At 60.7% G+C, this 21,182-nt stretch carries 20 protein-coding genes and 1 tRNA gene; 17 read left to right on the top strand and 4 right to left on the bottom strand.

Annotation, left to right across the window (positions count from 1 at the left end; genetic code table 11):
* The first annotated feature begins 36 nt into the window (after positions 1 to 36).
* From B9Z43_RS04395 to B9Z43_RS04385, 3 genes are read left to right on the top strand one after another with little or no spacing between them, the layout of a single operon-like run.
* A complete protein-coding gene (locus B9Z43_RS04395; protein ID WP_146183909.1) occupies positions 37 to 312 on the top strand; it encodes a hypothetical protein in 276 nt (91 codons plus the stop codon).
* Positions 309 to 686: a hypothetical protein gene (locus tag B9Z43_RS04390; protein WP_108322870.1), complete on the top strand. Its 378-nt coding sequence runs from the start codon at positions 309 to 311 to the stop codon at positions 684 to 686. Before B9Z43_RS04395 ends, B9Z43_RS04390 begins: the two co-directional genes overlap by 4 nt.
* 28 nt (positions 687 to 714) lie before the next feature.
* Positions 715 to 1,512 carry an ABC transporter substrate-binding protein gene (locus B9Z43_RS04385; RefSeq protein WP_158270061.1) on the top strand — a complete coding sequence of 266 codons (798 nt, stop codon included), beginning with the start codon at positions 715 to 717 and terminating at the stop codon, positions 1,510 to 1,512.
* On the opposite strand, the gene B9Z43_RS04380 is transcribed toward B9Z43_RS04385, so the two are convergent.
* A complete protein-coding gene (locus B9Z43_RS04380; RefSeq protein ID WP_108322868.1) occupies positions 1,509 to 2,147 on the bottom strand; it encodes a response regulator transcription factor in 639 nt (212 codons plus the stop codon). The two genes, B9Z43_RS04385 and B9Z43_RS04380, sit on opposite strands and share 4 nt — an antisense overlap.
* 163 nt (positions 2,148 to 2,310) lie before the next feature.
* Between B9Z43_RS04380 and B9Z43_RS04375 the strand changes: the two genes are divergently transcribed.
* The 7 genes from B9Z43_RS04375 (at position 2,311) to B9Z43_RS04345 (ending at position 9,809) form a co-directional block, all read left to right on the top strand.
* The gene (locus tag B9Z43_RS04375) at positions 2,311 to 3,804 is read left to right on the top strand and encodes a sigma-54-dependent Fis family transcriptional regulator (RefSeq protein WP_108322867.1); all 1,494 of its coding nucleotides are present in this window, start codon (positions 2,311 to 2,313) and stop codon (positions 3,802 to 3,804) included.
* 194 nt (positions 3,805 to 3,998) lie between these two features.
* Positions 3,999 to 5,186, top strand: a complete 1,188-nt coding sequence (locus B9Z43_RS04370; RefSeq protein ID WP_108322866.1) for a substrate-binding domain-containing protein — start codon at positions 3,999 to 4,001, stop codon at positions 5,184 to 5,186.
* Positions 5,187 to 5,363: 177 nt separating this feature from the next.
* Positions 5,364 to 6,128 (top strand): ABC transporter ATP-binding protein, encoded by a 765-nt coding sequence (locus B9Z43_RS04365; RefSeq protein ID WP_108322865.1) that lies wholly within the window; start codon positions 5,364 to 5,366, stop codon positions 6,126 to 6,128.
* Positions 6,125 to 6,850, top strand: coding sequence for an ABC transporter ATP-binding protein (locus B9Z43_RS04360; RefSeq protein WP_108322864.1), 726 nt, complete (start codon positions 6,125 to 6,127; stop codon positions 6,848 to 6,850). The genes B9Z43_RS04365 and B9Z43_RS04360 overlap by 4 nt, the downstream gene beginning before the upstream one ends.
* Positions 6,847 to 7,833 carry a branched-chain amino acid ABC transporter permease gene (locus B9Z43_RS04355; protein ID WP_108322863.1) on the top strand — a complete coding sequence of 329 codons (987 nt, stop codon included), beginning with the start codon at positions 6,847 to 6,849 and terminating at the stop codon, positions 7,831 to 7,833. The genes B9Z43_RS04360 and B9Z43_RS04355 overlap by 4 nt, the downstream gene beginning before the upstream one ends.
* Before the next feature lie 10 nt (positions 7,834 to 7,843).
* On the top strand, positions 7,844 to 8,935 hold the full coding sequence (locus B9Z43_RS04350; RefSeq protein ID WP_108322862.1) for a branched-chain amino acid ABC transporter permease: 1,092 nt from the start codon (positions 7,844 to 7,846) through the stop codon (positions 8,933 to 8,935).
* Positions 8,936 to 8,942: 7 nt separating this feature from the next.
* Entirely contained in the window at positions 8,943 to 9,809 is an 867-nt protein-coding gene (locus B9Z43_RS04345; protein ID WP_108323294.1) for an alpha/beta fold hydrolase, read from the top strand.
* A 19-nt stretch (positions 9,810 to 9,828) separates the two neighbouring features.
* Here the strand turns inward: B9Z43_RS04345 and hemH are convergent, their stop codons facing one another.
* The gene (gene hemH / locus B9Z43_RS04340; RefSeq protein WP_108322861.1) at positions 9,829 to 10,917 is read right to left on the bottom strand and encodes a ferrochelatase; all 1,089 of its coding nucleotides are present in this window, start codon (positions 10,915 to 10,917) and stop codon (positions 9,829 to 9,831) included.
* A gap of 20 nt (positions 10,918 to 10,937) precedes the next feature.
* Between hemH and B9Z43_RS04335 the strand changes: the two genes are divergently transcribed.
* Together B9Z43_RS04335 and B9Z43_RS04330 are read left to right on the top strand one after the other, a co-directional pair.
* Entirely contained in the window at positions 10,938 to 11,642 is a 705-nt protein-coding gene (locus B9Z43_RS04335) for an HAD family hydrolase (protein ID WP_108322860.1), read from the top strand.
* Between the two features lie 142 nt (positions 11,643 to 11,784).
* On the top strand, positions 11,785 to 12,435 hold the full coding sequence (locus tag B9Z43_RS04330; RefSeq protein WP_108322859.1) for a glutathione S-transferase family protein: 651 nt from the start codon (positions 11,785 to 11,787) through the stop codon (positions 12,433 to 12,435).
* 25 nt (positions 12,436 to 12,460) lie between these two features.
* Here the strand turns inward: B9Z43_RS04330 and hpnD are convergent, their stop codons facing one another.
* Entirely contained in the window at positions 12,461 to 13,300 is an 840-nt protein-coding gene (hpnD, locus tag B9Z43_RS04325; RefSeq protein WP_108322858.1) for a presqualene diphosphate synthase HpnD, read from the bottom strand.
* Between the two features lie 14 nt (positions 13,301 to 13,314).
* Complete coding sequence (locus B9Z43_RS04320; protein WP_108322857.1) at positions 13,315 to 14,397, bottom strand: squalene/phytoene synthase family protein; 1,083 nt, start codon at positions 14,395 to 14,397, stop codon at positions 13,315 to 13,317.
* Between the two features lie 85 nt (positions 14,398 to 14,482).
* On the opposite strand from B9Z43_RS04320, the gene B9Z43_RS04315 reads away from it, so the two are divergent.
* From B9Z43_RS04315 to clpP, 5 genes are all read left to right on the top strand, one after another.
* Positions 14,483 to 15,637, top strand: coding sequence for an efflux RND transporter periplasmic adaptor subunit (locus B9Z43_RS04315; RefSeq protein WP_369910051.1), 1,155 nt, complete (start codon positions 14,483 to 14,485; stop codon positions 15,635 to 15,637).
* 5 nt (positions 15,638 to 15,642) lie between these two features.
* Positions 15,643 to 18,804, top strand: a complete 3,162-nt coding sequence (locus B9Z43_RS04310; protein WP_108323292.1) for an efflux RND transporter permease subunit — start codon at positions 15,643 to 15,645, stop codon at positions 18,802 to 18,804.
* Positions 18,805 to 18,954: 150 nt separating this feature from the next.
* Positions 18,955 to 19,041: transfer RNA gene (locus B9Z43_RS04305), tRNA-Leu, on the top strand.
* A 64-nt stretch (positions 19,042 to 19,105) separates the two neighbouring features.
* A complete protein-coding gene (gene tig / locus B9Z43_RS04300; RefSeq protein ID WP_108322855.1) occupies positions 19,106 to 20,419 on the top strand; it encodes a trigger factor in 1,314 nt (437 codons plus the stop codon).
* Between the two features lie 121 nt (positions 20,420 to 20,540).
* Positions 20,541 to 21,149 carry an ATP-dependent Clp endopeptidase proteolytic subunit ClpP gene (clpP, locus tag B9Z43_RS04295; protein WP_108322854.1) on the top strand — a complete coding sequence of 203 codons (609 nt, stop codon included), beginning with the start codon at positions 20,541 to 20,543 and terminating at the stop codon, positions 21,147 to 21,149.
* Positions 21,150 to 21,182: the final 33 nt, after the last annotated feature.

Genomic DNA, 21,182 nt, shown 5'->3' with positions numbered 1-21,182 from the left:
ATGAGACTTGCAGCAAGCATTAGCTTGCTTGTGGTCATGAGTACTCGTGCTGATTCCCTGCTCGACTTCACCCTCTTCAATCCTCCTACCGCAGCGCAGCGCAAGATCGCTGAGCCGGTCGTGACCTGGCTGCAGCAGGCGGACCCCAAGGCGTATTGTGAGAAGGCTTCTCCCAAGGACGGCATGTTCATTCGGCCTGAGGGCTGTGTGTATTGGCAGGTGCGCGCGTCCACGTGCACGATCGTGACGACGAGCAGCACCACGCACTCCCAGCTGGGCCATCTGTTTGTGCATTGCTTGCAGGCGCAATGATGATCTCTGTCGCATCACTTTCACCTGCTTTGGGCCGTTGGCTGCGGTCTTTGTTTGTGCTGCTTGTTTTGTCGGTTTTGACCGCTTGCCAGACGATGCAGCCGCCCGCGGTGGATCTGGTGCGCTTTACCCCTTTAACGGTATCGAAAAGGGTGATTGATCAACCTAAAATCAAATACTTGGTCAGGCAAGATGGTTATGAGTACTGCGCGCGCATCACGGGGATTCCGGTGACGCCCACATCTCGGGCCATGGCTTGTGCTTTCTGGAACGTTCGCCGCAAGGAGTGCACGATCGTGACGCCTGTGGAGACGGGTTACAACTATTTGGGGCACGAATTGAGGCATTGCTTTGATGGGGCTTTTCATGATTGATCAGGAGACCAATCCTATGAATTTGCAGATGACCAGGCGTTCCTTGCTTGCGCAAGCCGTGGCCGCTGTGGTTTCGTCTGCATCCTTGTCTCAGGCAATGGCTCAGCCAGTCAATTCTGTGGCGGTGGGCTTCTTGAGCCACTATCCCCCTTTCAGCTTCCGTGACCGCGATGGCAGCTTGAAGGGTTTTGATCTGGATGTGATGCAGCGTTTGTGCACGATCCTTGGGCTGCACTTGGTTCATGTGCCCGAGGGCATGGCCACGCTTTCAAACAAGTTGCGCTCGGGCGAGATTGCCTGGATTGGCAATCAGTTGCTCACCACACCAGAGAATCGCCGCGAGTTTGATTTTGTCCGGCCATCCTATGCATCGATCCAGCTGACCAGTGTTCAGCATGAGGATGACCAGCGCGACTTTTTGAGTCTGGATGATCTGGTGGGTAGGAAACTGGGCGTGTTGGCGCAAACCGGTATTGAAGACCAAGCCCGTGGCGCCTTGGGCAAGTCGGTTGTGGCTTATCCGCGCATTGAGGACGCTTTGAAGGATTTGGCCGCCAAGAAGATTGATGCGGTGCTGGAAGAGAATTTGATCGCCGAGTACTACATCGAGCGTGATGATTTACCGCTGAAGGTGGCTGCGCCCTTTGCCTCTCCCTTGGCGGTTGGGTTGCCGGTGCGCAAGGGGCATCGTGAGACGCAGGACAAACTGGCCACCGCTGTGAGAACCATGCTCAAGGATGGCTCTTTCAAGTCGATTTCGGAAAAGTGGTTTGGCTACGATGTGAGCCGCCCCCGCATGGGGCATGCAATGTCCGGTGAGGTCTAGCTGAAGACTTCGAACATTCGGCGTTTGTCGTCGAAAGTCATTTCGATCAACTCTGGCAGGGTTTCAGCGCCCATTTTGTCGAGTACACGACTGCGATGGAGTTTGACGGTCGCGGGTGCTGAACCGTTGAGTTCTGCGATTTCCTTGTTGCCGTAGCCTTTGATCATCAAGCGGCATATTTCTTGTTCTTTTTCGGTCAGGCGTCCAAAGCGTTGACGGATGTCCATGTCTTGCACCAATGCATTGTGTCGTGCACGATCCTTGTTGAGCCCGTTTTCAATGGCCGTCATCAAGGATTCCATGCTGAAGGGTTTGAGCAAGAAGTCGATGGCGCCCAGTTTCATGGCCTCAATGATTTCTGTGGGTTGGCTCTCTCCGCTGATGAAGATGATTGGCGTTTCACGCCCGTTTTTCCGCAGGATGATCTGCAACTCTGTCCCCGTCATCTGGGGCATCCGCATGTCCAGCAAAATCACGGCAGGAGAGATGGGCAGGGAGTCCTTTAAAAATGCGCGTGGGTTGTCAAACGTCTGCACCGAATAGTTCGATGAGCTGAGCGTGAAGGAAAGGCTGCGGCAAATCGATGGATCATCATCGATCAGATAGATGTGGCCTCGGAAATCGTCAAAATTCATAAATTGATAATAATTTCTTTTTTGCGCAATGGAATACGCCAGTTGGCGTATCGGTAGCCGTCAGGTTTATTTAATTTAACCTTAAAGAAGTACTTTTATGGTCAAGTGCGTTCGCTTCTTTGGTGTTTATTTTCATGGGCTGGGCCAACAGTAAGATGGCGCCATGCCTTCATCTGATGTGGACCTGCTGGTCGATCTGCCCAAGGATGCCCAAAGCATCCTGAATTTGGCTGCGCGTTCCTTGTTTGATGTGTTTGCCAACGCCAGCGAAGGCATGTTGCTGGTGGACCGTTCGGGGCGCGTGGTCTGGATCAATGACCAGTACCGCCGCTATTTGCCCGCCTTGGGTTTTGCGCGGGAAGAAGACTTTGTCGGTCAACCGGTCTCCTCGGTGGTGCAGAACACCTTGATGCACCAGGTGCTGGAAACCGGCAAGCCCATCCTGATCGATTTGTTGGACAACAAGGCGGGCACCTTTGTTGTCAGTCGCTATCCGCTGCGCGACGATGCCGGGCGTGTGATTGGTGCTCTAGGGGTGGTGTTGTTTGACCAGCCGCAATCGAACTTGCAGCCCTTGATGGCCAAGTTTGCCCTGATGCAGCGCGAGCTGGACGAGGCGCGTGATGCCTTGGCGGTGCAGCGCCGCTCGAACGCTGGTTTGCGGCAGGCCAAGCACAGCTTTGCCAGTTTTGTGGGCGGCAGTGCGGTGGTGGCCGATCTCAAGCGGCAAGCGCGTCGCGCTGCGCAATCGAGCAGCCCGATTTTGTTGTTGGGCGAGACCGGCACGGGCAAGGAGTTGCTGGCCCACGCCATCCATGCCGCATCGCCCAGGGCGCGTGGCCCGCTGGTGAGTGTGAACATCGCCGCCGTGCCCGACACCCTGCTGGAGGCCGAATTCTTTGGTGTGGCACCGGGCGCCTACACAGGCGCTGACCGCAAGGGGCGCGAGGGCAAGTTCAAGCTGGCCGATGGCGGCACCTTGTTTCTGGATGAAATCGGAGACATGCCCTTGGGCTTGCAAGCCAAATTGTTGCGCGCCCTTCAGGAAAACGAATTCGAAGCGCTGGGCTCCAACCGGCTCGAGCATTTTGATGCCCGCGTCATCGCGGCCACTTCCCGCGATCTGGCCCAATTGGTCAGGGAAGGGCGCTTTCGCGAAGACTTGTACTACCGCTTGAACGTCTTGCCATTGCGGGTGCCGCCATTGCGCGATCGAGCGGTGGACATTCCGGCTTTGCTGGAGGTGGTGACCGAAGAGCTGGCCTTGCGCAATGCCTTGCCACACCCAGAGTTCACACCCCAGGCCGTGGCCTTGCTGGGCGCCCAGCATTGGCGGGGCAATGTGCGGGAGTTGCGCAATGTGATCGAGCAGTTGCTTTTGCGTTGCGATGGCAGCTTGATCGACGACAAGGCGGTGGCGATGGTCTTGCAGGAGTCGGGGCTGAGCCAGATTGCCGCGCCCGCCAACGCGCCTGCCAACGGCGGTTCCAAGGCTTCTGCCGATGCTTTGGGTTTGCTGCGCCCCTTGGGCGAGCAGGTGCTGGAACTGGAGACCCGAGCGATCGAAGCCGCTTTGCAAGCGACTGCGGGCAACAAATTGGCGGCCAGCAAACTCTTGGGCATGTCCCGAGCCAAGCTGTACCAACGCTTGGCTTGATTGTCTGAATTTAAGGCATTGTCTTTATTTTAGGCAATGGTTGTATCGAATTCAGACATCCGTGCTGGCGGCTCACAAGCCAATATGGCAAAAATACCGTGTTGACAAGCACTTAGCCCATCGCTTGGGTGACTGGCCCGCTGGCACGGCTTGTGCAAAGATGCAGGTGCAACACCATTTATCAGGAGACCCGCATGATCCGTCGACACCTCATTTCTCTGGCCGCATTGAGCACTTGTGCCCTGCTGGCACCCGCCGCCATGGCCCAGGGCAAAGACATCAAGATCGCTCACATCTACAGCAAGACTGGCCCACTGGAGGCCTACGGCAAGCAGACGCAAACCGGTTTGATGATGGGCCTGAGCTATGCGACAGGCGGGACGATGGAAGTGGCGGGCCGCAAGATTGTGGTGATCGAAAAAGACGACCAGGGCAAGCCTGATCTGGGCAAAAACCTGTTGGCTGCCGCATACGGTGACGACAAGGTGGACCTGGCTGTCGGCCCGACCGCTTCGCCCGTGGCGCTGGCCATGCTGCCGGTGGCCGAAGAGTACAAAAAGATTTTGCTGGTCGAGCCCGCTGTAGCCGACTCGATCACTGGCGAGAAGTGGAACAAATACATCTTCCGCACGGGCCGCAACAGCAGCCAGGACGCGATTGCCAACGCCGTGGCGGTGGACAAGGACGGCGTGAGCATCGTCACCATGGCCCAGGACTCGGCTTTTGGCCGTGATGGCGTGAAGGCCTTCAAGGACTCGGTCAAGAAAGCCAAGCTGGTGCACGAAGAGTACCTGCCGCCTGCCACCACCGACTTCACCGCCGGTGCCCAGCGCATGATCGACAAGCTCAAGGCGCTGCCAGGCCGCAAGATCATTTTCATCATCTGGGCCGGTGGCAACCCCTTCAAGATCGCCGACATGGACTTGAAGCGCTATGGCATCGAGATCGCCACGGGCGGCAACATCCTGCCCGCGATGGTGGCCTACAAGCAGTTCCCCGGCATGGAAGGTGCGGCCTACTATTACTTCGGCATGCCCAAGAACCCGGTGAACGACGCCATGGTGGCCTCACACTATCAACAGTTCAAGACACCGCCGGACTTCTTCACCGCAGGCGGCTTCTCGTCGGCCATGGCTTTGGTCACGGCCTTGAAGAAAACCAATGGCGACACCAACACCAACAAGCTGATCAGCACCATGGAAGGCATGAGCTTTGACACGCCCAAGGGCAAGATGACCTTCCGCAAGGAAGACCACCAGGCCATGCAAAGCATGTACCACTTCAAGATCAAGGTCGATCCGGCTTTTGCCTGGGGCGTGCCTGAGCTGATCCGCGAGATCAAGCCCGAAGAAATGAACGTGCCGATTCGCAACAAACGCTGAAACATGGATCCCGGGTCAAGCCCAGGATGACCGATTCATAGGATGGATCCCGGGTCAAGCCCGGGATGACCGATTCAGGGGATGACACCCAGGACGTGTCATCCTGGACTTGTCACCCCGGACTTGATCCGGGGTCCATGTCTTCCGTCCCAGAGTTTCTTTTATTGAGCCCACTTCATGCTTGAAACCCAAAACCTGACGGTGCGGTTTGGCGGTCATGTGGCCGTGAATGCGGTGTCGTGCCGCTTTGAACCCGGCACGCTCACAGCCATTGTCGGCCCCAATGGGGCGGGCAAAACGACCTACTTCAACCTGATCTCGGGGCAGTTGCCTGCCACTGCAGGCTCGGTGCACCTGAACGGGCGTGAGCTGACGGGCTTGCCTGCATCGGCGCGCACACGGGCTGGCTTGGGCCGGGCGTTTCAGTTGACCAATTTGTTCCCGAACTTGTCGGTGCTCGAAAACGTGCGTTTGGCGGTGCAGGCCACGAAAGAGGGTGCCCACCGCCGGGGCCTCAACCTCTGGAGCATCTGGAGTGATCACGCGCAGCTCACGAACCGGGCGCTGGAAATTTTGCAATCCGTGTCGATGACCGCGCAGCAAGACGCCCCCGTGGCGAGTCTGCCGCACGGCGACCAGCGCAAGCTCGAAGTGGCGCTGCTCATGGCGCTGGAGCCTTCTGTCTACATGTTCGACGAGCCCACCGCCGGCATGAGCCACGACGAAGCGCCGGTGATCCTGGATTTGATCCGCCAGCTGAAAAAAGACAAGAGCAAAACCATTTTGCTTGTGGAGCACAAGATGGACGTGGTGCGCGAGTTGGCCGACCGCATCATCGTGCTGCACAACGGCCAGCTGGTGGCCGATGGCGAGCCGGGTGAAGTGATCGCTTCGCCCATCGTTCAGGAAGCCTACTTGGGCAAAGCGAAGGAGGCCGCATGAACCAGAACCTCTTGACCTTAGAAGGCGTGCACACGCACATCGGGGCGTACCATATCCTGCACGGGGTGGATTTACTCGTGCCGCGTGGCGAGCTGACCATGCTGCTCGGCCGCAACGGTGCGGGCAAAACCACCACGCTGCGCACCATCATGGGCCTGTGGCAAGCCTCTCAAGGGCGCATCACCTTTGGTGGTGAAGACATCACGGCACTGAACACCCCCGCCATTGCGCAAAAAAATATCGCCTACGTGCCTGAAAACATGGGCATCTTCTCGGACCTGACCGTGAAGGAAAACATGCTCTTGGCTGCACGCAATGCCAAGCATGCAGGTCAGATGGACGACGCGCGTTTGCAATGGATTTTCAAACTGTTCCCAGCGGTCGAAAAGTTTTGGAACCACCCTGCGGGCAAGCTCTCGGGCGGGCAAAAGCAGATGCTGGCCGTGTCGCGGGCGATTGTGGAGCCGCGTGATTTGCTGATCATCGACGAGCCCAGCAAGGGCCTGGCCCCGGCCATCATCCAAAACATGATCGAGGCGTTCCAGCAGCTCAAGGCCAGTGGCGTGACGATTTTGTTGGTGGAGCAAAACATCCACTTCGCTCAGCAGCTGGGCGACACCGTGGCCGTGATGGACAACGGCCGCGTGGTGCATGCCGGGCGCATGCAAGCGCTGGCCGAAGACACGGCTTTGCAGCAATCCTTGTTGGGGCTGGCTTTATGAAATTGTTTGAAGACATCGATACGCGCCCCTTGCTGCTGGTGCCGGTGCTGGCTTTGTTGGCATTCCCGCTGATTGGCTCAGGCTCGACTTGGCTCACGCTCACCGTGGCGGGCTTGGCCATGGGCATGATCATCTTCATCATGGCCTCGGGCCTGACGCTGGTGTTTGGCCTGATGGACGTGCTGAACTTCGGCCATGGCCTGTTCATTGCGCTGGGCGCTTTTGTGGCCACCAGCGTGCTGGGTGCCATGGGCGACTGGACCGGCTCGGGTGAGTGGTGGCGCAACATGGTGGCGGTGCTGCCTGCGATGCTGATCGCCATGGCCGTGGCCGCTGCCGTGGGCCTGGCGTTTGAGCGCTTCATTGTGCGGCCGGTCTATGGCCAGCACCTCAAGCAGATCCTGATCACCATGGGCGGCATGATCATTGGCGAAGAACTCATCAAGGTCATCTGGGGCCCGCAGCAGATCGCTTTGCCATTGCCCGAGGCCATGCGCGGCGCGGTGCTGGTGGGCGATGCCGCGATTGAAAAATACCGCTTGCTGGCCGTGGCCGTGGGGCTGGCCGTGTTTGCGTTGCAGATGTGGGTGCTGGGCCGCACCAAAATTGGCTTGCTGATTCGCGCTGGCGTGCAAGACCGCGAAATGGTCGAGTCGCTGGGCTACCGCATCCGCCGTCTGTTTGTGGGCGTGTTTGTGGCGGGCAGCGCGCTGGCGGGCCTGGGCGGGGTCATGTGGGGGCTGTACCAGCAAAACGTGGTGCCGCAGATGGGCGCGCAGGTCAACGTGTTGATTTTCATCGTCATCATCATCGGCGGGCTGGGCTCAACCGGCGGGGCCTTGATCGGTGCTTTGCTGGTGGGTCTGATGGCCAACTACACCGGCTTTCTGGCCCCCAAGTTGGCGCTGTTTTCCAACATCGCGCTGATGGCGGGCATCTTGCTGTGGCGTCCGCAGGGCGTGTACCCCGTGGCCAACCGCTGAAAGGCCAGACATGTTCAATCGACTCATTTCCAACGACCAGCCACGCAGCCGCCTGCTGGCCGCTTTGCTCATCGTCATCTTGCTCGGGTTGGCGTTCGCGCCGTTCCTTTTTCCCGGGGTTAAGGCCTTGTCGGTCGCGGCCAAGGTGCTGATTTTTGTGGTGCTGGTGGCGGGCTTTGACCTGCTGCTGGGTTACACCGGCATCGTGAGCTTTGCCCACACCATGTTCTTTGGCATCGGGGCCTATGGCATCGCCATTTCGTCCAACACCTGGGGACCGACTTGGGGCGCGATCGGTCTGGGCTTTGGGCTGTCGCTGGCGCTCACGCTGGTGCTGTCGCTGGCCATTGGCCTGTTTTCGCTGCGTGTGCGGGCGATCTTTTTTGCCATGATCACGCTGGCTGTGGCGGCGGCCTTTCAGACGCTGGCCTCGCAGTTGTCGGACTTCACGGGCGGCGAAGACGGCCTGAGCTTCAAGCTGCCTGAGTTGCTGCTGCCCAGCACCGAGTTCAGCGATGAACCGTTCTTCGGCGTGTCGCTGGATGGGCGCTTGCTCTGCTACTACCTGCTGTTTGTGCTGGCGGTGGGCATGTTGCTGTCGCTTTTGCGCATCGTCAATTCGCCCTTTGGCCGCGTGCTGCAGGCCATCCGCGAAAACGAGTTCCGCGCCGAGGCCATTGGCTACCGCGTGGTGGTCTACCGCACGCTGTCGAGCGTGCTGTCTGCGCTGTATGCCTGTGTGGCCGGGGCCATGTTGGCGCTTTGGTTACGCTACAACGGACCAGACACTTCGCTCAGTTTTGAAATCATGATGGACGTGTTGCTGATCGTGGTCATCGGCGGCATGGGCACCATCTATGGCGCGGCGATTGGCGCGGTGCTGTTTTTGCTGGCGCAAAGCTATTTGCAGGATTTGCTGCGCCTGGCGAGCGAAGCTACAACGTCTTTACCTTTGCTGTCGGCCCTGCTGTCGCCTGACCGTTGGCTGCTTTGGCTGGGCCTGTTGTTTGTGCTGTCGGTGTATTACTTTCCGACCGGGGTGGTGGGGCGTTTGCGCACACGCGCTGCTCTGCGGGCATTGGCATCGGCGAAACAGGCTTGAGGTGGACATGACTTTCACATCCAACTACATCACCTGCGCCGGGCTCGAAATCCATTACACCGACTGGGGCAAGGCCGAAAAGGGCACCGTGATTGCTTGGCACGGCCTGGCCCGCACGGGCCGGGACATGGACGAGCTGGCCGCGCACCTGAGCGCCCGTGGCTGGCGCGTGATTTGCCCCGACACGGTGGGGCGCGGGCTGTCGCAGTGGAGCAGTGCCCCCGAGCAGGAGTACTGCCTGGCGTTTTACGCCCGCATCGCCCGCGAACTGATGGACGGCCTGCAGCTGCGCGCCGTGCATTGGGTGGGCACCTCCATGGGCGGCGCGATTGGCACTGTGTGCGCGGCAGGGCTGGTGGAGCCGAGCTTGAAGCACCGCATTCTGAGCCTGACACTCAACGACAACGCCCCCGAATTGGCGCAAGCCGCCATTGACCGCATCAAAGCCTATGCGGGCACGCCCCCGGCTTTTGCCACAGTGACCGAGTTGGAGGCGTTTTTCCGTCAGGTCTACAAACCCTACGGCTGGTTGAGCGATGCGCAGTGGCGGCGTTTGACGGAAACGTCCACACGCCGTCTGTCCGATGGCCGTGTCACACCGCACTACGACCCTGCCATGGTGAGCCAGTTCACAGCCCATCCGAACGACTACCTGATCTGGTCGCATTACGACGCCATCAAGACGCCTGTACTGTTGTTGCGAGGCGCGCAATCGGATCTGGTGCTGCCTGAGACCGTCAATGACATGCGTCGCCGTGGTCCCGGTGCCTTGGGCTTGCTCAAACACATCGAAGTGCCCGGTTGCGGTCATGCCCCGGCGCTCAATGTTTTGCAGCAACTGGAGTGGGTCAGCGAATTCATCGAATCCGCTTGAACCACTGAGCTGCTGGGGCTCAGGTCTTTGCGCCGTGTGCCAAAGCCCGCGCCCGGCTGGCGGCCAAAGCCTGCTCATTCGGTGCAGACAAATCCCAGCCCTGCATGTGCCCCAGGCTGATGTCGGCCAGTGCCTCGATCCACTGCGCATGGTTGTTCAGGCAGGGGATGTAGCTGAAGCTTTCGCCGCCCGCTTGCAGGAAGGCTTCTTGCGCTTCTTGCTGGATTTCTTCCAGCGTTTCCAAGCAGTCGCCGGTGAAGCCGGGGCAGATCACGTCGACTTTTTTCACGCCTTGCTGCGCCATGGCGATCAGTGTGGGTTCGGTGTAGGGCTCCAGCCACTTGGCTTTGCCAAAGCGCGACTGGAAAGTGAGCTTGTATTGGTCTTTGCTCAAGCCCAGCGCCTCGGCCAGCAGACGGCCGGTTTTCATGCATTCGCAGTGGTAGGGGTCACCCAGATACAACGTGCGCTCGGGTACACCGTGAAAGCTCATCACCAACTGTTCGGCTTGGCCGTTCGCTGCCCAGTGTTCACGCACCGTGCGTGCCAGCGCGGCGATGTAGCGCGGGTCGTCGTGGTAGCGGTTCACAAAGCGGATTTCGGGCACGAGCCGGGTTTTCAGGCCCCAGCGGTAGACCGCATCGAACACGCTGGCCGTGGTGGTGCCGCTGTATTGCGGGTAGGCCGGCACGATCAGCACACGCTGCACGCCTTCGGCTTTGAGGGCGTCGAGCTGCTCAGGAATGGACGGCTGGCCATAGCGCATGGCGTAACGCACAGTGACGCTGTGGCCGCGCTCTTGCAAGGCGGTGCCCAGCGATTGGGCTTGTTGTTCGGTGAAGACCTTGAGCGGCGAGCCGCCCTCGGTCCAGATGCTGGCGTATTTGGCGGCCGACTTTTTGGGGCGCACGCGCAAGATGATGCCGTGCAAGATCAGCCACCAGATGGGTTTGGGGATCTCGACCACGCGGCTGTCGCCTAAAAATTCGGCCAGGTATTTGCGCAGGGCCGGGGCTGTGGGTGCGCTGGGCGTGCCCAGGTTGCAATACAAAACGGCCGTGCGTGCGGCTTGACCATGCTGAAAGGAGGGTTCTTTGTTGAATGCCATGTCGGGTATTCTCCCTCACCATGCTCGACATCTCACGAATCCGCGCCATTACCCTTGATCTGGACGACACCTTGTGGCCCGTCTGGCCCACCATCCACCGGGCCGAACAGGTGCTGACCGACTGGCTGGCCCAGCACGCGCCCGCCACAGCCGCGCTGTCCAACCAGCCCGAAGTTAAAAAGGCGGTCCGCGCCGAGATCAACGCCCGCCATGCTGACCGGGCACACGATTTGTCTTTTTTGCGGCTTGAAGCCATTCGCGCCATGTTGCTGCAAGCGGGTGATCCAGCGCATTTGGCCGAGCCCGCGTTTGAAGTCTTTTTTGCCGAGCGCCAGCGGGTCGATTTGTTTGACGATGCCTTGCCCGCCTTGGCGTTCTGGAGCCAGCGCTACCCGGTGGTGGCCCTGTCGAATGGCAACGCCGATGTGCACCGCGTGGGCATTGGCCAGCACTTTCACGCCAGCGTGAGCGCCAATTCCATGGGCGTGGCCAAGCCGGATTTGCGGGTCTTTGTGGCCGGAGCCGAGGCCGCAGGCGTGGCCCCGCACGAGGTGCTGCACGTGGGTGACGATGCCCACGCCGACTGCGTGGGCGCATTGGCCGCAGGCATGCAGGTGGCCTGGCTCAACCGCGAAGGCCACGACTGGAGCCACGGTGACACGCGCCCGCACCTGGAAGTGCGAGACTTGCACGCGCTGTGTGCCAGCTGGCCTGAATACGTTTGAGTGGTCATTGCGAGCGCAGCGTGGCAATCCAGATGCCAACGGTTGATGGGGTGACAGGACTTGTACGAACAAACCAACTGGACTGCCGCGTCGCAGGCTCACTCGCAGTGACGGGCATGAATTCAACCCATAGGAGACCGACATGACTTTGAAGATTTACGGCATTGGCCCATCCCGCGCGGTGCGTCCCATCTGGACGGCATTGGAGTTGGGCGTGCCGTTTGAATTGATTTCCACACCTTACGCCGGTGGCGCAACGCGCACGCCCGAGTTTTTGGCCATCAACCCCAATGGGCACATTCCGGTGCTGATCGACGAGCGGGCCGATGGTGCAATCACCGTGTGGGAAAGCATGGCCTGCGCCCTCTACATTGCCCGCGTGCACGGCACAGCCGATGGCCAGTCGATCACACCCGCCACGCCCCGTGAAGAAGCCGAAGCCCTGCGCTGGAGCTTTTGGACCGTGTCCGAGCTGGAGAGTGACGCACTCACCGTGCTGATGCACCGCATGGCCATGCCCGAAGACCAGCGCAAACCCGAGCTGGCCGACAAGGCCGAAAGCCGCCTGAAAGTGCCACTGGCCGTGCTGGAGCAACACCTGCAAGCCCAACACGCCAAAGGCGAAGCCTATTTGGCCGCCAACCGCTTTACCGTGGCCGATGTCTGCGTGGCCAGCGTCGCCAGCTGGATTCGCCCAGCCGCTGCGCTGCTGGCGCAATACCCGGCGGTGGCCGCTTGGGTCAGGGCCTGTGTGGACCGGCCTGCTCAGACGCAGGCGCGGGCGATGAAGTAAGGCTGTCAGTGGCTGGGGTGGCGGCTCAAAACCGCCCCAACGCCTGCATCTTCCAAGCCAGCCACAGCTTGCGCAGCGGCGTGAGGGCTATGCGCTGGTGCAGCACCTGATAGCCCGATGCCTCGATCTCGCGCAGCAATGTGCGGTAGATGCTGGCCATCATGAGGCCGGGTTTTTGGGCGCGGCGGTCGGCGGCGGGCAGCAGGGCCAGGGCTTCGTCGTACAGGGCGTGGGCGCGTTCGGTTTGGAACTTCATCAGCGTGGTGAAGTTGTCCGAATACGTGCGCTGGATCAGGTCTTGCGCCTTGACACCAAAGCGTTGCTGCTCATCGAGCGGCAGGTAGATGCGCCCGCGCAGAGCGTCTTCGCCCACGTCGCGGATGATGTTGGTCATCTGAAAGGCCAGGCCCAGCTTGTGGGCGTAGGCTGTGGTCGCTTCGTCGGTTTGCCCAAAGATGCGGGCGGCGACTTCGCCCACCACGCCGGCCACCAGGTGGCAGTATTTCGTCAGGCCCGCAAAGTCCAGATAGCGGGTCTGGTTCAGGTCCATTTGGCAGCCTTCGATCACGGCCATCAGGTGGTGGCTTTCAATGCCAAAACTCGGGGCCAGGGGCATGAGGGCGTGCATGACCGGGTGAGTCGGCTGGCCCGCATAGGCTTGTTGCACTTCTTTTTGCCACCAGCCGAGCTTGGCGGCGGCCACGCTGGGATCTTTGATTTCGTCGACCACGTCGTCCACTTCGCGGCAAAACGCATAAAAGGCGGTGATGGCCGCACGGCGCTCAGGCGGGAGGAAGAGGAAGGCGTAATAAAAGCTGCTGCCCGAGGCGGCGGCTTTTTGCTGGACGTAGTCTTGCGGATTCATGGGTGGGGATTTTCTCACTGCTTGTCCGGGGTCTGGCGGGACGAGGGGCCCGATAGTCGTTCGAATTCGCGGCGCAAGGCATCGGGGCTGACCAGGCCCCAGGCCAGTCGCCACAGCAAGGCCCGCACTTCACGGCGCGGCATTTTCACGCGTTGGGCCAGGGCCTGTGGTCCAGCTTGGCGCAGCAGGGCCACGGTGCGGGCGCCGATCAGGGCGGGCAAGGCGCTGGCCAGTCGCAGCCGCCAACCGTTCAAAGCGCAGCTGTAAAGCAATCCGTCGTTCAGTTGGGCCTGGGTCTGGTCCAGCCAGGCGGTCCACAAGGGGCCCAGCGCTTGGCGAGTAGACGGATCGTTGTCGCGTGCACAGTCTGCCAGCGCTTGGGGGCTCAGGTCTGCGGCGGCCAGGGTGGCCTCGGGCCAATAGCACCGGCCTGCGATCAGGTCGGCCCCTGCATCGCGGATGATGTTCAGGCGCTGCAAGCCCATGCCGTAAGCACGGCCCAGCGCCATCATGTCGGGGGTGGGCAGCCTGGCAAAACCTGGCAGATGCCGGTCGCACAGTTCGGTCCAGAACTCGCCCACGCAGCCGGCCACCAGCCAGGTGTAGTCGCTGAGCTCGTTCTCGGTTTTCAGGGCGTGCAGGCCTGTGCCAAAGCGTGTCATGTCCAGCGTTTGCCCTCGGGTGATGTGGCCCAAAACCGTGCGCACGCTGGCTTGGTCGGGCGCGCTCAGCTGGTGCAGCCAGGCCAGGCATTGGGGCAGGGCCAACATCAGGGCTTGTTCGTGCGGGTCGCTTTGTTGGGCGGCAAAGGCTTGCGCCTGTGCGCTCAGGGCTGCCGTTGCAGGCTGTTGGCTGGCGATGGCTTGGCTCATCGCGTCCAGCAGTGTTTGGCGCTCAGGCAAGGGCAGGGCGCTTGTGTCGGCCACGGTGTCGGTGGCTCGGGCCAGCAAATAGCCCACCGCAACGGGGGCTTGCAAAGCCTGCGGCAGCAAGCGGATGGACAGGTGAAACGAGCGCGAGACGCCTTGCAGCAGTTTCAGGTGCTGAGCCCTCTGATGCGCGTTTTGCCGGGGGCTGAAAGTGGCGGGTTCTTGCATGGTCAATCGCTATTGTCGCTTGACATGGGTCATCGCTTTGTTTAGATTACTAACCAGTCAGTCATTAATTTTTGAGCGGATTTCCATGAACCATATGTCTTCGCCCGCCCCTTGGGGCCATGGGGTGTGGCGCTTGAGCGCCATTTCTGCGGTATGCGCCGCCTTGTTCCTATCGGCTTGCTCGCGCCAAGAGGCTGTTCAGGAGCCGGTGCGCGCCGTCAAGCTGATGACCGTGGGTGGGTCTGACTTGAATGTGCAGGGCGAATACGCCGCCGAAGTGCGTGCCCGGGTGGAGTCGCGCTTGGGCTTTCGGGTGGGGGGCAAATTAGTCCAGCGCCAAGCCGAAGCGGGCCAGCGTGTGAAGGCCGGACAGGTGCTGGCGCAAATCGATGCGCAAGATTACCAATTGGGCGCTCAAGCGGCGCTGGCGCAGGTTGCTGCGGCCCAGACGCAGCGCGATTTGGCCTTGTCTGACTTCAAGCGCTACGAATCCCTCAAGGCCCAGAATTTCATCAGCGGTGCCGAGCTGGAGCGCCGCGAGACCACTTTGAAGGCCGCTGAAGCGGCCCTTGCGCAGGCCAGAGCGCTCGCGCAAACGCAAACCAATCAGGCGGGCTACACCCATTTGAATGCCACCGCTGCGGGTGTGATCACGGCGGTGGAGGCGGAAATTGGCCAGGTCGTGTCTGCGGGGCAGCCGGTGGTGCGCCTGGCGCACGATGGCCCGCGCGACGCGGTGTTCTCGGTGTCCGAACAGGCGGTGTTGGCTTTCAAGGCGGGGCAGGACATGCAGGCCCAACTGGGCAGCACCGGTCAGCTGTTGAAAGGCCGCGTGCGTGAAGTGGGGGCCAGTGCGGACCCTGTGACGCGCACCTATGTGGTCAAGCTGGCGCTGGACAAGGCCGAGCAGTTGCCCCTGGGGGCCACGGTGAATGTGCTGGCGGCTCAGTTGCCGGGCAGCCAGGCCGGGGCGCTCAAGCTGCCCACCAGCGCCTTGCGTCAGGACGGCGCTGCCACAGCGGTGTGGGTGCTGGACGAAGCCAGCATGACGGTGCGCTCGCAAGCGGTTCAAGTGGGGGCCATCGACGGCAACGAGGTGGTCATCGCTTCGGGTCTGAAACCGGGCCAGAAGGTGGTCAGTGCCGGTGTGCATGTGTTGACCCCGGGCCAGAAGGTCTCTGAATACGCAGCAGTGACCAAGCCCGCAGCAGCGCCTGCATCCAACGCGGCGCAGCGGTGATGCCCATGCAAGAGACCGACAACACCCGTTTCAACCTCTCGCGCTGGGCGCTGGAGCACCCGGCCCTGACGCGCTACCTGATGGTGGCGCTGATGGTGTTGGGCATGGCGTCTTATTTCCAGCTGGGGCAAGACGAAGATCCGCCGTTCACCTTCCGGGCCATGGTGGTGCGCACCTATTGGCCCGGTGCCACGGCGCAGCAGGTGGCCGAGCAGGTGACCGACAAATTGGAACGCACCTTGCAAGAGGTGCCTTACGCCGACAAGATCCGCAGCTACTCCAAGCCGGGTGAGTCGCAGATCATTCTGGAGTTGAAAGACTATTCAAAGCCCGGCGAGGTGCCGCAGGTCTGGTACACCGTGCGCAAGAAGGTGGGCGACATGCGTGCCACCTTGCCGCAGGGCGTGCAGGGTCCGTTTTTCAACGACGACTTTGGCGATGTTTACGGCGTGATTTATGCCTTGAGCGGCGAGGGTTTCACCCCGGCCGAGATCAAGTTCCAGGCCGACCGTGTGCGGCAAACGCTGTTGCGTGTGCACGATGTGGCCAAGGTGGAGCTGTTCGGGGTGCAAGACGAAAAAGTTTTCATCGACATCTCGCAAAAAAAGCTCGCACAGATGAGCTTGGACATGAGCGCAGTGCTGGCACAACTGGGCCAACAAAACGCGGTGGAGTCGGCCGGCAACTTGCAGTCGCCACAGGATGTGGTGCAAGTGCGTGTGGGCGGTCAGTTTCAGAATCTGGACGATTTGCGCGCCATGCCGATCCGCGGTGCTTCGGGCGCTCAGTTGCGTCTGTCGGACATTGCGCAGGTCAGCCGTGGCTATGTGGACCCGCCGTCTGTCAAGGTGCGCCACGAGGGCCAAGAGGTCATTGGCTTGGGCGTGAGCATGGCCAAGGGGGGAGACATCATCGCCCTGGGGCATGCTTTGCAAGCCAGCGTCAAAGAGATTGAAGTGGGTTTGCCGCTGGGCTTGACGCTCACGCAGATCCAGGACCAGCCGTCGGCGGTGTCCAAATCCGTCAACGAATTCATCAAGGTGCTGATCGAGGCCGTGGTGATCGTGCTGGCGGTGAGCTTCTTGGCGCTGGGTTTGCACAAGCGGCCCGGACACCACCCCTTGTGGAAGCGCTGGACCTTGGACATCCGCCCCGGTCTGGTGGTGGGCATCACCATCCCGCTGGTGCTGGCGGTGACTTTTCTGGCCATGAATTACTTTGGCATCGGCCTGCACAAGATTTCGCTGGGCTCGCTCATCATCGCGCTGGGCTTGCTTGTGGACGACGCCATCATCGCGGTCGAGATGATGGTGCGCAAGATGGAAGAGGGCTACGACAAGTTCCGCGCTGCGACGTTTGCCTATGAGCTGACGGCCATGCCCATGCTCACAGGCACGCTCATCACGGCGGCGGGCTTCTTGCCCATTGGCATTGCCAAGTCGGTCACGGGTGAATACACCTTCGCCATCTTCGCGGTCACGGTGATCGCCTTGATCGTCAGCTGGGTGGCTTCGGTTTACTTTGTGCCATATTTGGGCGCCTGGTTGCTCAAGCCGCCAGCGCATGCGGTGGTCGGTGCGCACCACGATTCGGCCGAGATGTTCGACACCCCGTTTTACCGGCACTTTCGCCAATGGGTGACCTGGTGCGTGACCCACCGCTGGAAGACGATTGGCATCACCATCGCCCTGTTTGCCTTGGGCATTGTGGGCATGGGCAAGGTGCAGCAGCAGTTCTTCCCGGATTCAAGCCGCCCCGAAATTTTGGTGGACCTGTGGTTGCCTGAAGGCGCGCCCTTTGTGGCCAGCGAAGAGGTGGCCAAGCGTGTGGAAAAGCGCTTGGCACAAGAGGAGGGCGTCAGTTCGGTGACCACCTGGGTGGGCTCGGGTGTGCCGCGTTTTTACCTGCCGCTGGACCAGGTTTTTCCGCAGACCAACGTGTCGCAACTGATTGTCTTGCCCAAGGACCTGAAAGTTCGTGAGAGCCTGCGGGTCAAACTGCCTGCTTTGCTGGCGCAAGAATTCCCGGAGATCCGTGGCCGCGTGAAGTTGCTGCCCAATGGACCGCCTGTGCCTTATCCGGTGCAGTTCCGCGTGGTCGGCACAGAGCCAGCTGCTTTGCGCCAAAAGGCCGAGGAGGTCAAGGCCGTGATGCGCCAAAACGCCAGCACACGCGGCGTCAACGACAACTGGAACGAGTCGGTCAAGTCGGTGCGTCTGGAAGTGGACCAAGCCAAGGCCCGCGCTTTGGGCGTGACCAGCCAATCGATCGCCCAGGCTTCGCGCACCTTGCTCTCTGGCGCCCCGGTGGGCCAGTACCGCGATGGCGACAAATTGATCGACATCGTGCTGCGCCAACCCTTGAGCGAGCGCGATGCCTTGTCCGACTTGGGCCAGGCCTATGTGCCGACCGCGTCGGGCAAGTTCATCCCTCTGTTGCAAATTGCCAAGCCCGTGCTGGGTTGGGAGCCGGGCGTGATGTGGCGCGAAGGCCGTCAATACGCCATCACGGTGCAGTCGGACATTTCCGAAGGCGTGCAGGGCGCGACGGTGACGGCCCAGCTGCAGCCTGAGCTGAAAAAGCTGCAGGCCCAATGGGTGGCCAATGGGCAGTCCGATTACCGCATCGAAGTGGCCGGCGCTGTGGAGCAAAGCTCCAAGGGCTCGGCATCGATTGCGGCGGGCGTGCCGATCATGCTGTTCATCACCTTCACGTTGCTGATGCTGCAGCTACAAAGCTTCAGCCGTTCGGTGCTGGTGTTCCTGACCGGCCCCTTGGGCATGGCGGGTGTGGCGGCGGCTTTGCTGGCGCTGAACCGTCCGTTTGGCTTTGTGGCCTTGTTGGGCGTGATCGCGCTCATGGGGATGATCCAGCGCAACTCGGTGATCCTGATCGATCAGATCGAGCAAGACCGCGCGGCGGGCGTCGAGCCCTGGCTGGCGATCGTCGAGTCGGCGGTGCGCCGCTTGCGGCCCATTGTGCTGACAGCTGCCGCGGCGGTGCTGGCCATGATTCCGCTGTCACGCAGCGTGTTCTGGGGCCCGATGGCTGTGGCCATCATGGGCGGTTTGATCGTGGCCACGGCGCTGACTTTGCTGGCGCTGCCTGCGATGTACGCAGCCTGGTTCCGGGTGCCGCGCCCGGCCCATGGGCCTTCAAGCCTTTGAAAACGGGTCTGGAGAGGGGAAAACCAGCAGCGGCCGACCCCGAAATCGGGGTTCGGAACGGCTAAAATAGAAAGTTGACCGATTTCAAACGGGCGGTCAGGCCTGCGGGTGGCATCCATTCCGGCCTGTTCGCCCTTTTTGTTTGGACCCGCGCGGGTGGCGAAATTGGTAGACGCACCAGGTTTAGGTCCTGACGGTGGCAACACTGTGCGGGTTCGAGTCCCGCCCCGCGCACCAACCGACTTTGGGCCACAGGGGCAACCCTGAGGCATGAGAGAAATTCATTTAACCGAGAACGACGATGACTGTGACTGTTGAAACCCTTGAAAAGCTGGAACGCAAGATCACCCTGACTGTGCCTGTGACGGCCATCCAGTCCGAGGTCGATGCACGCCTGAAGAAAATGGCCCGCACGGTCAAGATGGACGGTTTCCGCCCAGGCAAAGTGCCCATGAACGTGGTGGCCCAGCGCTATGGCTACTCGGTGCAGTACGAAGTGCTGAACGACAAAGTCGGCGAGGCTTTTGCCGTGGCCGCCAACGAAGCCCAAGTGCGCGTGGCCGGTCAGCCCCGCATTTCTGAAAAAGAAGGCGCGCCCGAAGGCGAACTGAACTTTGAAGCCATCTTCGAGGTGTACCCCGAAGTCAAGCTGGGCAACCTGTCCGACACCGTGGTCGAGAAGTTGACCGCTGAAGTGTCTGACGCCGCCATCGACAAAACGCTGGACATCCTGCGCAAGCAGCGCCGCACCTTCGCCCAACGCGCACAAGACACCGCTGCACAAGACGGCGACCGCGCCACCATCGACTTCGAAGGCAAGATCGACGGTGAAGTGTTCTCTGGCGGCAAAGCCGAAGACTTCCAGTTCATCCTGGGCGACGGCCAGATGCTCAAGGAATTCGAAGACGCCGTGCGTGGCATGAAGTCCGGCGAAAGCAAGACTTTCCCCTTGGCTTTCCCTGCCGACTACCACGGTCAAGACGTGGCCGGCAAAACCGCTGACTTCCTGGTCACCGTGAAGAAACTCGAAGCCGCCAACCTGCCCGAAGTGAACGACGCGCTGGCCAAGTCCTTGGGCATCGCCGACGGCACCGTCGACGGCCTGCGTGCAGACATCCGCAAAAACCTCGAGCGCGAAGTGAAATTCCGCTTGCTGGCCCGCAACAAGCAAGCGGCCATGGACGCTTTGGTGGCCAAGGCCGAGCTCGACCTGCCCCAGTCCATCGTGCAAAGCGAAATCGAGCGACTGAAAGAAGGCGCCCGTGCCGACCTGAAGCAGCGCGGCATCAAAGACGCTGACAAGGCCCCGATCCCTGACGACATCTTCCGCCCTCAAGCCGAGCAGCGCGTGCGCTTGGGCCTGGTGGTGGCCGAAGTCGTGCGTGGCAACACCTTGCACGCCAAGCCTGAGCAGATCAAAGCCCACATCGAAGAGTTGGCGGCCAGCTACGAGCGTCCAGACGACGTGGTGCGTTGGTACAACAGCGACAACCAGCGCTTGGCCGAAGTCGAAGCCGTGGTCATCGAGAGCAATGTGTCTGATTTCGTGCTGGCGCAAGCCAAGGTCACAGAAAAGGCCATCTCTTTCGAAGAGCTGATGGGTCAACAAGGCTGATCGGTCTTTGAATCCCTGAAGAATGGGGCTTGTGCCGGGCTTGCAGTCTGGCAGACAAGCCCCATCTCATTGGTGGGTTTGAAATCGGGTTAAAGTCACCATAGAAATTCTTGGAGAAAAGATGAGCGCACTGGACATCACAAATTTAGGCATGGTGCCCATGGTCGTCGAGCAATCGGGCCGTGGCGAGCGCGCCTACGACATCTATTCGCGTTTGCTCAAAGAGCGCGTGATCTTTTTGGTGGGCGAGGTCAATGACCACATGGCCAACCTGATCGTGGCGCAGTTGCTGTTTTTGGAGAGCGAAAACCCTGAAAAGGACATCTCGCTGTACATCAACTCGCCTGGCGGCTCGGTCAGCGCGGGCATGGCGATTTACGACACCATGAACTTCATCAAGCCCGATGTGTCCACGCTGTGCAACGGCATGGCCGCCAGCATGGGCGCTTTCTTGCTGTCTTCGGGTGCCAAGGGCAAGCGTTTTTCGCTGCCTAACTCCAAGATCATGATTCACCAGCCCTTGGGCGGTGCGCGTGGTCAGGCCACCGAGATCGAAATCGCGGCACGAGAAATCGTCAAAACCCGTGCGCATCTCAATCGAATCCTGGCCGAGAACACCGGCCAGCCGTTGTCGAAGATTGAGCTGGACACCGAGCGTGACTATTACCTGTCTGCCGACGAGGCCAAAGACTATGGCTTGGTCGATCAGGTGATCTCCAAGCGCAGCTGATGCAAGCCGGTTCGACCGGCTCAAAATCTGACG

Origin of the sequence: Limnohabitans sp. MMS-10A-192 (assembly GCF_003063335.1) — a bacterium.
Classification (GTDB): Bacteria; Pseudomonadota; Gammaproteobacteria; order Burkholderiales; family Burkholderiaceae_C; genus Limnohabitans_A.
The sequence above is the reverse complement of the archived record's forward strand: the minus strand, read 5'-3'. Positions and strand labels throughout refer to the sequence as shown.